The sequence below is a fragment of the Streptococcus caledonicus genome (assembly GCF_042656225.1).
GTDB classification, from domain to species: domain Bacteria; phylum Bacillota; class Bacilli; order Lactobacillales; family Streptococcaceae; genus Streptococcus; species Streptococcus caledonicus.
This window is the reverse complement of record NZ_JBHSOJ010000016.1, coordinates 1-9300: the sequence shown is the minus strand read 5'-3', so window position 1 is coordinate 9300 and position 9300 is coordinate 1. Positions and strand designations below refer to the sequence as shown.

Below are 9300 nucleotides of genomic sequence, written 5' to 3'. Positions count from 1 at the left end.
TTATAAGTAGTGTCAAACCTTGCCAACAATGCGATAAAATAAGGGATTTTTTCATTTTGGAACAACAAGGGTTGTATAAAATAGTTCTTTGGTAATCATGGGAACTCCTTTGAGATTTTATGAGATAAGTATAGCAAAATAAGTGATACAAAAGCAAGCATTCAAAGATGAAAAATAGTATAATAGAAAAATAGATTGTGTATAAGGAGAATACTATGGAAATACGGTTAGCTCACCCAAATGAAATTGGTCGTATTTTGGAAATTATTGAAGAAGCACGTGCCTTTTTGAAAGCCTCAGGTAGTGATCAGTGGCAAGGTGCTTATCCAGCAGAAGAGGACATCTTTGATGATATTTTACAGGCGCGTGGATGGGTTGGTCTCATTGATGGAGAGATTGTTTCATATGCTGCGGTAATTGTTGGTAAAGAAGAGGCTTATGAGAAGATTTACGATGGGAAATGGCGCCACAATCACCCACGTTATACGGTTTTCCACCGTGTCGCAGTTGCTAGTCAATATAGTGGTCAAAAAGTGGCACAAACCTTCATGCAAGGTCTGATTGAAGGGCATGATGGTCCAGATTTTCGCTGTGATACTCACGAAAAAAATACCATTATGCAACACATTTTAGAAAAACTTGGTTATGTGTACTGCGGCAAGGTCCCTCTTGATGGTGTGCGACTTGCTTACCAGAAGATCAAGATGCGTTCAGAAAAGGCACAGTATCAAGAAATTGCTGAATTTGCTATGGTAGATTAGATGTTGTCAAAATGCCGTTACAAATCCCCACTCGGTGAGATGACCTTAGTTGCCTTTGATGATCAGTTATGTGGCGTTTACTTTGATGACCAGAAGTATTTTATGGCTGGTTTTGAGGGGATGGAAATAGCAGAGCAGGATAGTGAGATTTTGAAAGTCACTAAGCAGTGGTTGGATAGCTATTTTGCAGGAGACAAGCCAGACACCGTTCATTTGTCCTTACGACCACAAGGGACTGCTTTTCAAAAAAAGGTTTGGGCAGCGCTAGCAGATATTCCTTACCGTGAGACGATAACTTATGGACAATTAGCTGAACAACTCTCTTGTAAGTCTGCGCAAGCTATTGGCTCTGCCGTAGGAAAAAATCCATTAAGCATCCTTGTACCCTGCCACCGTGTCTTAGGGTCAAAAGGGCAACTAACGGGATATGCTGGTGGCTTAGAGCGAAAGAGATATTTACTAGAATTGGAGAAAAATCATGATTTTTTATGAATACCCAAAATGTTCGACTTGTCGTAAAGCGAAGTCAGAGTTGAAAAACTTAGGTGTTGAAGTGGAGGCGATTGACATCAAAACCAATCCTCCTCAGCTGGCTATTTTGAAAAGCTGGCTCGATAGTGGTGTTGAGCTGAAAAAATTGTTTAATACCTCTGGCAATAGCTACCGTGAGTTAGGGCTGAAGGACAAATTGCCAACCTTATCAGTTGATGAGGCTCTAGCGTTGTTGGTGGCTGATGGTATGCTGATTAAGCGACCAATCCTTGTGGACGGTGACAAAGTTCTACAAATTGGCTACCGCACAAATTACAGTGAATTAGGATTATAAAAGGAGAAAAACATGACATTTGAGGAGATTTTACCAGGTCTTAAAGCTAAGCAAAAATATGTGCGTACCGGATGGGGGGGCGCTGAAAACTATGTACAGCTCTTTGATACCATTGAAGTCAACGGCGAAAAGTTAGAAGCAACCCCTTATTTTTTGATTAACGTGACAGGTGACGGTGAAGGCTTTAGCATGTGGAGCCCGACACCTTGCGATGTGTTGGCGACTGACTGGGTAGAAGTGCATGACTAAAACTGTCCTTATTACAGGCGTTTCCTCAGGTATCGGACTGGCTCAGGCGCGTGTGTTTTTGGAAAATGGCTGCGCAGTTTATGGGATCGATAAGTCAGCTAAACCTGACTTATCCGGAGATTTTCATTTTCTTCAATTAGACCTCACAGGGGACCTAGCGGCGCTTTACGATTTTGCACCAGCGGTAGATGTCCTGTGCAATACCGCAGGAATACTGGACGCTTATCAACCCTTACTAGAGCAGAACCAAGAAACCATTGAGACTATTTTTGCCATCAACGTTTTTTCTGCTATGGTCATTACACGCCATTACTTGGCAAAAATGGTAGCCCAGCAGTCTGGTATCATTATCAATATGTGCTCTATTGCCAGTTTTTTGGCTGGCGGTGGCGGTGCGGCCTACACAGCTTCCAAACATGCTATAGCAGGTTTTACCAAACAGTTGGCACTGGATTATGCGGACCAAGGTGTTCAAGTATTTGGCATTGCTCCTGGTGCTGTTAAGACAGCAATGACAGCAGCCGATTTTGAACCGGGAGGACTAGCGGATTGGGTAGCCTCTGAAACCCCAATCAAACGTTGGTTAGAGCCAGAAGAAGTCGCTGATTTGACCTTCTTTTTAGCATCAGGAAAGGCACAAGCCATGCAAGGAGAAATCATCAAAGTTGATGGCGGCTGGAGTTTGAAATAAAAAGGAGAATTACCATGAAAGCAACCGAGATGTGGAAAGCCTATAAGAAAATTCGTCCAGAAATTGGTGATGAAATTGATGCATGGGCATTTGGTGCTGAGCCAGATGAACTTGCTCAGTTGGTGTTAGCAGGTACAAAGACCGCCACAGCATCAGCTTATGATTTATATCAATTAGAAAATGAACCACTTCCGAAAGTCAGAACTTATGATGTTGTTCTTGACAGTCAAGATGAGGCTGTTTGTATTATTGAGATTACTAAGGTGTCTGTTGTTCCCTTTAATGAAGTGTCATCAGACCATGCTTTCAAAGAAGGTGAAGGCGATAAATCTCTGGCATATTGGCGTCAGGTTCACCAAGACTTGTTTACTCAGTGGCTTGGGGAATGTGATTTGACCTTTACGGAAAATTCCAAGATTGTATTAGAAGAATTCAGAGTCGTTTATCCACTTTAAGGAAAATCAATGGAAAAGTTTATCGAAATAGGTTTTGGCAATCGTTGGTTTATTCGGACAGAGTTTGAAAAAGATGACGGAAGCGAGTGGGAAATCAAAGGAATATCAGGGAAAATCATCCCAAAGTCTTATTACCTCAGACTTTGGTTTGGCAAGATGGTGTTCATCTTAGATAGCAAAGAAGGTTTCAAGAAACAAACGAAATCGTGTACGGCTTTGAAAGTTATTCTGGGAATTAAATCTGCAGTTTAATCATATCCGTGAGAAAAATCGGGAAAAACCAGATTTGAATCTTACTGTTGAAAATTAAAAAAATAAACTGGCTTAGAATCAACGTTTTTTGACGACGTTACTCTAAGCCAGTTACTATTTTTAAGGCCTTTTGACCTATTATGAGGCGATTATTCTTAGGCTGAGCAAAATCGTTGTTTATATTACTACATAGTTATAAAATAATCCTATCATCTTAAAAGAGATACAAACATGATTGAATTAGGAATTTCTACTTTTGGAGAAACAACGGTTTTAGAAAAGACTGGGAGGCGATTCCGCACGATCAACGTATTCGTGAATTGGTGGCGGAGATTGAGCTTGCTGATCAAGTAGGCCTTGATATCTATGCTATCGGCGAGCACCACCGTGAAGATTTTGTGGTGTCAGCATCAGAAATTGTCTTAGCAGCAGGAGCAGTCAATACCAAGCATATTCGTCTTTCGAGCGCTGTGACAATTTTGTCTTCTATCGACCCGGTTCGTGTCTATCAGCAGTATGCGACCATTGATGCTTTGTCAAATGGTAGAGCAGAAATCATGGCTGGTCGTGGATCATTTATTGAAAGTTTTCCATTGTTTGGTTATGATTTGGCAGATTATGATGAACTCTTCAATGAGAAACTAGACATGCTCCTTGCGATAAAAGAAAAGACTAACTTGAAGTGGAATGGAAAATTCACCCAGTCAGTTGATAATCGTCCCGTTTATCCTCGTGCAATTCAAGAGGATTTCCCAATCTGGATTGCGACTGGAGGGGGGATTGTGTCATAATAATGACAGGTGCTTAAAACGCTGACAAATCAAGGAGTTGAGCGTTCTACAATCTGTCATTAAGGAGGAATTTTGTAGATTCCCAATTTGTCAAATTAAGCGAGACAGAAAAAAGCCATTTATGTTAGTCTCGGATAAACACCACATTTTTCTGAGAGGAACTAACATAAATGACCTACACTCATCTTACCACAAACGAGCTTGTAATGATAGAGGCTAACTACCAAGAAGGAATGGCAGTTAGCGCTATTTGTCACTCACTCAAAAGATCAAAACAAACTATTTATAAGATTATTGCTTATTTTAAGGCTAGACACACTGCCTATGATTACTATGAACACTACAAAGCTAACAAGCAGCGTTGTGGTCGTCGTAAAACCCAACTCACTCAAAATGAACAAACATTTATCCAAATGCATTTAGATCGCGACGGGAGTCTAGATGTTGTTAAAGGAACTTATCCTGATAAAATCTCTTGTTCTATGAGAACTCTTTATCGCCTAGTTGACCGCGGTATCTTCAAGAGAGAGGATCTTCCCTGGAAGGGAAAGCGCAAGTCAAATGGTAAGACAGAAAAACGTGGCAAGCTAGCTTTTCGTCGGGATATTCGTGAGCGTTCGAAAGTCTATCCAGAATTTGATAGTGAGTTTGGTCATCTTGAAGGGGATACTATTGTTGGTAAAAACCACAAAAGTGCTGTTATCACATTGGTAGAGAAGCAGTCTAAAGCTATTATCACGCTTCGAACAAAGGGGCGAAAAGCTAGTGATATTGAACAAGCACTAACTAGATGGTTCTCAAGATTTCCAAAACATCTCTTTAAATCAATGGCCTTTGATTGTGGGAAAGAGTTCTGTAATTGGAAGACGATTTCTAACCAACACGATATTGATATTTTCTTTGCGGATCCAGGTTGCCCTGGGAAACGTGGATTAAATGAACACTCAAATGGGTTATTAAGACGTCATGGACTACCTAAACAAATGGATTTTAATGGCTTGTCTCAAAAAGTGTTACCAGCTATAGCTGATAGACGAAATAACATTCCTAGGAAATCACTAAACTATCAAACACCTTATCAAGTTTTTCTGAGTTACATAAAATGTCTAGCTTAATTTGACAAGCAGGGTTAATATAAATTGGATAATTTTTGCTTATTAAAGCACTTATTATTCTAAAATAATAACCTATTGACTGTTTCCAGCCTGATTCTAAAAATAAGATAGCAAAGGGAAGTCAGGACTTCGAAATCAGGGCTTCTGCCCCACTCTCTGCTATTAAAAGATTTCCACTGATAAAGAAGCCTTGGGTAGAACAAAAACTTCAAAATCATGATTTCTCCTCCTGTTGTCAAAACACAACAAGTAACAGAAACTATCTGCGGATTAGCTTCACTACAGCCTCGGTCCTGGCGGTATGTGGAAACATATCAACAGATTGGATATATTTCACATCATAGACCTTAGCCAGCTGAACTAAATCTCTGGCTAAAGTTGATGTATTACATGAAACGTAAACCATCTTCTCCGGTTGGTAGTTTAAAATAGTCTTTAATAATTTCTCATCTAAACCTGTACGAGGAGGATCGACGATAATAGCATCTGCACGATATCCTTCACGATACCAGCAAGGAATAATATCCTCTGCCTTCCCAGCCTCATAGTGAGTATTTTCAAATCCCATAGCTTGCGCGTTCTGCTTCGCATCCGCAATAGCCTCAGGAATAATATCCATCCCTCGAACACTAGCTACCTTATCCGCAAAGGCAAATCCAATCGTACCCACACCACAGTAAGCGTCAATCACGTGATCCGTTTCAGAAACGTCCAAGGCCGCCACCACTTGCCCATACAACACTTGCGTTTGTTGAGGGTTTAATTGGTAAAATGCTCTAGGAGATAACCTAAAGCCATAATCTAAAACTTCTTCAGAAATGGTATCTACTCCCCAAAGAATTTCCGTTTTATCACCATAAATATCACTCGTTTTAGAACTATTAAGATTTAAGGCTACCGTTTTAATTTGTGGAAAATCTGCCACTAAATCCAAAATCACCTTAATTAAACGAACCTCACGACTAGTCACAAAAATCAACTGCACCTGTCCAGTCTTTTCAGCCTTTCTGACCATAACAGTCCGAATACCAGCAATTTTACGCTCATCATAGATTGGAACCTTATGTTTATCTAACAACTCAACCACGCGATTGATAATCTGTTGCGTCACCTGATCCTGTACCAGACAGTTATCAATTGAGACCAAGCGATGACTCCCCTCAGCATATAAACCAGCCTTAACAGAACCCCCAAATGAACGGGTCTGAAATTGCAATTTTGCACGATAGTGCTCAGGTTTTTCCATCCCCAAGGTATGACGAATCTCATAATTCTCAAAACCTAACGGCTTAAATTTAGTCAAAGCCTGCTTGATAATATCAGCCTTAAACTCCAACTGCTGGTCATAACGCAAGTGCATCAACTGACAACCGCCACATTCCTCGTAGATAGCACAGGAAGGCTCGACACGAAATTTTGATTTTTTGTTGATGGTCAATAGCCGAGCTTCGACAAAGTTACGCTTCACCGAAACAATTTGGCAAAATACTTCTTCTCCCTTGAGCGCACCAGGCACAAACACCAACGTTTTCTTATAAAAGCCGATACCCTCACCATTGATACCCATCCGTTTGATTTTTAAAGGAATACGTTGTTTAACTTGTAAAGTCATCACTTTCTAAACACCACTCCTATTTCTTTTAGTTTTTTAAGCGTTACCTTACCAATTTTTGGAATAGTTAGTAGCTCTTCTTCTGAATAATATTGGATATCTGTTGCTGTTTTTATATCATAATCATTCAAGCTTAATAATTGAGCCGAACTTAGAATGCCAAAGTCCTCTAAATAGACCTCACCATCAGAAAAATGATCATTCAGATAAGCCTGGATATAAACAGAAGTCGTCAACAATAATGGTAATATGCTATACAAAGCAATATAAAGGCTATCTTTACTATTTGCTTCGTAGAATTCCACAGCTCCCGCATCCAGCACACGAGCCATCGGAAATTCTTCCAAACGGCAAAATTCAAAAAAGCCATCAACCTGATCACACAACTGTTCAATTAACGCACCCGCTTGCTTATCAGCGTCAGACAAAATGGCAGAAATAAGCATTGGAATGGCCATCATCGCATCCTCTTCATGCTCTTTTCGACTTCTGAAAAAAGCATCAGCCATCGTATAATCCGACTTAAGAATGTATAAAGCCAAAATTTCATAACGACATCCCAAAGAATCATTGGGATCTTCACGAAACATTTGCATGACGTGCTCAAGAGCCTTCTGGTAGAGACCATTCTGCTTATAAAGCACAGCTAAATCCATCTTAAGAGAAAGATATGGACGAGCATCTAGATTTAGCCAGGATTTTTCAGGAGACATCATCCAAGCCAAATAGCCATCACTTTCCAGCTCTTCTAAGCGCCTTATCTCTGCCAAAAGTTCTTTCCCACTTGGACCATCCGCATTTAGCCCATCACCAAATGCAATGCTGTCATAAAAATCATCACTCTCTTCATCAGACATATTTAAAAGATTTTCAAACAAATCTTCATCAAATTCCTTCTCTTCCCTATATTGGTTTAAATCAACAATCTTATCTTTATCAGCCATAGCTCCCCCTTTTGGTAAAATACCTTATCTTTTATAACCCCTATTTTACCATTTTTGGTATAATCAAACTATGAAAATCACAAAAATTGAAAAGAAAAAACGCCTCTATCTCGTTGAAATAGATAGCACTGAAAAACTCTATGTAACAGAGGACACTATTGTCCGGTTTATGATGACAAAAGGAATGGTACTAACCCCAGAAGAATTAGAAACTATTCAATCATTTGCACAATTCTCTTACGGTAAAAACCTCGCTCTTTATCACCTCTCTTTCAAAAAACGCACTGAGAAAGAGGTCAGAGACTATCTATCTCATCACGATATCGAACCTAATATCATCCCTGATATCATCAAATCACTCAAAGCAGATAAATGGATTGACGATAAAGCCTATGCCCAACAAGTTATTGAAGCTAATAAACATACAGGTGATAAAGGTGCTTACGCCCTTAAACAAAAACTCATGCAAAAAGGAATCGCTTCAACATTACTCGATGAACTCCTCGGAAATATCGATTTAAGTTCCTTAGCTGAAAAAATTGCTAAAAAACTTTATCGCAAATACCAAACCAAACTCCCTGAAAAAAAATTAAAAGAAAAAATCCAGCAAAATTTAGTTACAAGAGGCTTCAACTTCTCACAAGCTAAAATAGCCACATCTCGCCTTAGTATAGAAAAAGATATTCAACTCGAAGAAAGCCTTCTAGAAAAAGAACTCGAAAAAGCTTATCAACGACTTTCAAAACGATATGAAGGTTACGATTTAAGACAACGTTTAACACAGACACTAGCTCGAAAAGGATATGACTTTGATGATATTCGTTCGGCTTTAAGAGAATATTTTTAGATTATATTATCAAAATCGTGCTTTTTTATTAAAAATATGCTATTCTATTAAGGATAACAAATTGTAGAAAGAAGATTGCCATGAAATTACCCAAAGAAGGCGACTTTATTACAATTCAAAGTTATAAGCATGATGGTAGTTTGCACCGTACATGGCGCGATACTATGGTACTAAAGACAACTGAAAATGCAGTTATTGGAGTCAATGATCACACACTAGTCACTGAAAACGATGGACGACGTTGGGTCACTCGTGAACCTGCTATAGTCTATTTTCATAAAAAATATTGGTTTAATATCATTGCAATGATACGAGAAAACGGCGTTTCTTATTATTGTAACATCGCTAGTCCTCATGTCTTAGATGAAGAAGCACTCAAATATATTGATTATGACCTAGACGTCAAAGTTTTTACAGACGGAGAAAAAAAACTCCTTGATGTAGATGAATACGAAAGTCATAAAAAACAAATGGGCTATTCAAACGATCTGGACTTTATCCTAAAAGAAAATGTTAAAATTCTTGTAGATTGGATTAATAATGAGAAAGGACCATTCTCACCTGCCTATATCAAAATTTGGTACAAACGTTATCTTGAACTAAAGAATCGTTAAAGTTGTCCGCACTCAAAAGAGTGCTTTTTTAATACCCTTTTAACCACCGATAATCGCTCCCCCATCCAAGTCTCCCTAACTTAGCTTTAATCTTTCTCTGAAAAGCACGTCTCCCCTTAAAACATTCCCCACTCATTAAATAC

The 9300-nt window shown here is 39.1% G+C and carries 12 protein-coding genes and 1 pseudogene; 11 read left to right on the top strand and 2 right to left on the bottom strand.

Annotated elements, in window-relative coordinates:
• Positions 1-215 precede the first annotated feature (215 nt).
• From ACFPQ3_RS04115 to ACFPQ3_RS04075, 9 genes and pseudogenes are all read left to right on the top strand, one after another.
• Positions 216-761, top strand: a complete 546-nt coding sequence (locus ACFPQ3_RS04115) for a GNAT family N-acetyltransferase (RefSeq protein ID WP_156807166.1) — start codon at positions 216-218, stop codon at positions 759-761.
• Positions 762-1253, top strand: coding sequence for a methylated-DNA--[protein]-cysteine S-methyltransferase (locus ACFPQ3_RS04110; protein ID WP_156807165.1), 492 nt, complete (start codon positions 762-764; stop codon positions 1251-1253).
• The gene (locus ACFPQ3_RS04105; RefSeq protein ID WP_156807164.1) at positions 1237-1587 is read left to right on the top strand and encodes an arsenate reductase family protein; all 351 of its coding nucleotides are present in this window, start codon (positions 1237-1239) and stop codon (positions 1585-1587) included. Before ACFPQ3_RS04110 ends, ACFPQ3_RS04105 begins: the two co-directional genes overlap by 17 nt.
• A 12-nt stretch (positions 1588-1599) precedes the next feature.
• The gene (locus ACFPQ3_RS04100) at positions 1600-1836 is read left to right on the top strand and encodes a DUF2829 domain-containing protein (protein ID WP_156807163.1); all 237 of its coding nucleotides are present in this window, start codon (positions 1600-1602) and stop codon (positions 1834-1836) included.
• The gene (locus tag ACFPQ3_RS04095) at positions 1829-2527 is read left to right on the top strand and encodes a 3-oxoacyl-ACP reductase (RefSeq protein ID WP_156807162.1); all 699 of its coding nucleotides are present in this window, start codon (positions 1829-1831) and stop codon (positions 2525-2527) included. Before ACFPQ3_RS04100 ends, ACFPQ3_RS04095 begins: the two co-directional genes overlap by 8 nt.
• Before the next feature lie 14 nt (positions 2528-2541).
• Positions 2542-2982, top strand: coding sequence for an ASCH domain-containing protein (locus tag ACFPQ3_RS04090; RefSeq protein WP_156807161.1), 441 nt, complete (start codon positions 2542-2544; stop codon positions 2980-2982).
• Between the two features lie 9 nt (positions 2983-2991).
• Positions 2992-3234, top strand: coding sequence for a DUF3977 family protein (locus ACFPQ3_RS04085; RefSeq protein WP_156807160.1), 243 nt, complete (start codon positions 2992-2994; stop codon positions 3232-3234).
• 231 nt (positions 3235-3465) lie between these two features.
• Positions 3466-4022: pseudogene (locus tag ACFPQ3_RS04080) on the top strand (LLM class flavin-dependent oxidoreductase); the annotation flags it as partial.
• 173 nt (positions 4023-4195) lie between these two features.
• Complete coding sequence (locus ACFPQ3_RS04075; RefSeq protein WP_380433629.1) at positions 4196-5140, top strand: IS30 family transposase; 945 nt, start codon at positions 4196-4198, stop codon at positions 5138-5140.
• Between the two features lie 259 nt (positions 5141-5399).
• On the opposite strand, the gene rlmD is transcribed toward ACFPQ3_RS04075, so the two are convergent.
• Together rlmD and ACFPQ3_RS04065 are read right to left on the bottom strand one after the other, a co-directional pair.
• The gene (rlmD, locus tag ACFPQ3_RS04070) at positions 5400-6752 is read right to left on the bottom strand and encodes a 23S rRNA (uracil(1939)-C(5))-methyltransferase RlmD (RefSeq protein WP_156807262.1); all 1353 of its coding nucleotides are present in this window, start codon (positions 6750-6752) and stop codon (positions 5400-5402) included.
• Positions 6752-7696 carry a hypothetical protein gene (locus tag ACFPQ3_RS04065; protein ID WP_156807258.1) on the bottom strand — a complete coding sequence of 315 codons (945 nt, stop codon included), beginning with the start codon at positions 7694-7696 and terminating at the stop codon, positions 6752-6754. The genes rlmD and ACFPQ3_RS04065 overlap by 1 nt, the downstream gene beginning before the upstream one ends.
• A gap of 70 nt (positions 7697-7766) precedes the next feature.
• Between ACFPQ3_RS04065 and recX the strand changes: the two genes are divergently transcribed.
• A complete protein-coding gene (gene recX / locus ACFPQ3_RS04060; RefSeq protein ID WP_156807259.1) occupies positions 7767-8543 on the top strand; it encodes a recombination regulator RecX in 777 nt (258 codons plus the stop codon).
• An 80-nt stretch (positions 8544-8623) separates the two neighbouring features.
• Positions 8624-9157 (top strand): nucleoside tri-diphosphate phosphatase, encoded by a 534-nt coding sequence (gene ntdP, locus ACFPQ3_RS04055; RefSeq protein WP_156807260.1) that lies wholly within the window; start codon positions 8624-8626, stop codon positions 9155-9157.
• The last annotated feature ends 143 nt before the right edge of the window (positions 9158-9300 follow it).

Coding starts and splice junctions, on each gene's coding strand:
- ACFPQ3_RS04115 (WP_156807166.1), top strand. CDS start 216: ATGGAAATACGGTTAGCTCACCCAAATGAAATTGGTCGTATTTTGGAA.
- ACFPQ3_RS04110 (WP_156807165.1), top strand. CDS start 762: ATGTTGTCAAAATGCCGTTACAAATCCCCACTCGGTGAGATGACCTTA.
- ACFPQ3_RS04100 (WP_156807163.1), top strand. CDS start 1,600: ATGACATTTGAGGAGATTTTACCAGGTCTTAAAGCTAAGCAAAAATAT.
- ACFPQ3_RS04095 (WP_156807162.1), top strand. CDS start 1,829: ATGACTAAAACTGTCCTTATTACAGGCGTTTCCTCAGGTATCGGACTG.
- ACFPQ3_RS04090 (WP_156807161.1), top strand. CDS start 2,542: ATGAAAGCAACCGAGATGTGGAAAGCCTATAAGAAAATTCGTCCAGAA.
- ACFPQ3_RS04085 (WP_156807160.1), top strand. CDS start 2,992: ATGGAAAAGTTTATCGAAATAGGTTTTGGCAATCGTTGGTTTATTCGG.
- ACFPQ3_RS04075 (WP_380433629.1), top strand. CDS start 4,196: ATGACCTACACTCATCTTACCACAAACGAGCTTGTAATGATAGAGGCT.
- rlmD (WP_156807262.1), bottom strand. CDS start 6,752: ATGACTTTACAAGTTAAACAACGTATTCCTTTAAAAATCAAACGGATG.
- ACFPQ3_RS04065 (WP_156807258.1), bottom strand. CDS start 7,696: ATGGCTGATAAAGATAAGATTGTTGATTTAAACCAATATAGGGAAGAG.
- recX (WP_156807259.1), top strand. CDS start 7,767: ATGAAAATCACAAAAATTGAAAAGAAAAAACGCCTCTATCTCGTTGAA.
- ntdP (WP_156807260.1), top strand. CDS start 8,624: ATGAAATTACCCAAAGAAGGCGACTTTATTACAATTCAAAGTTATAAG.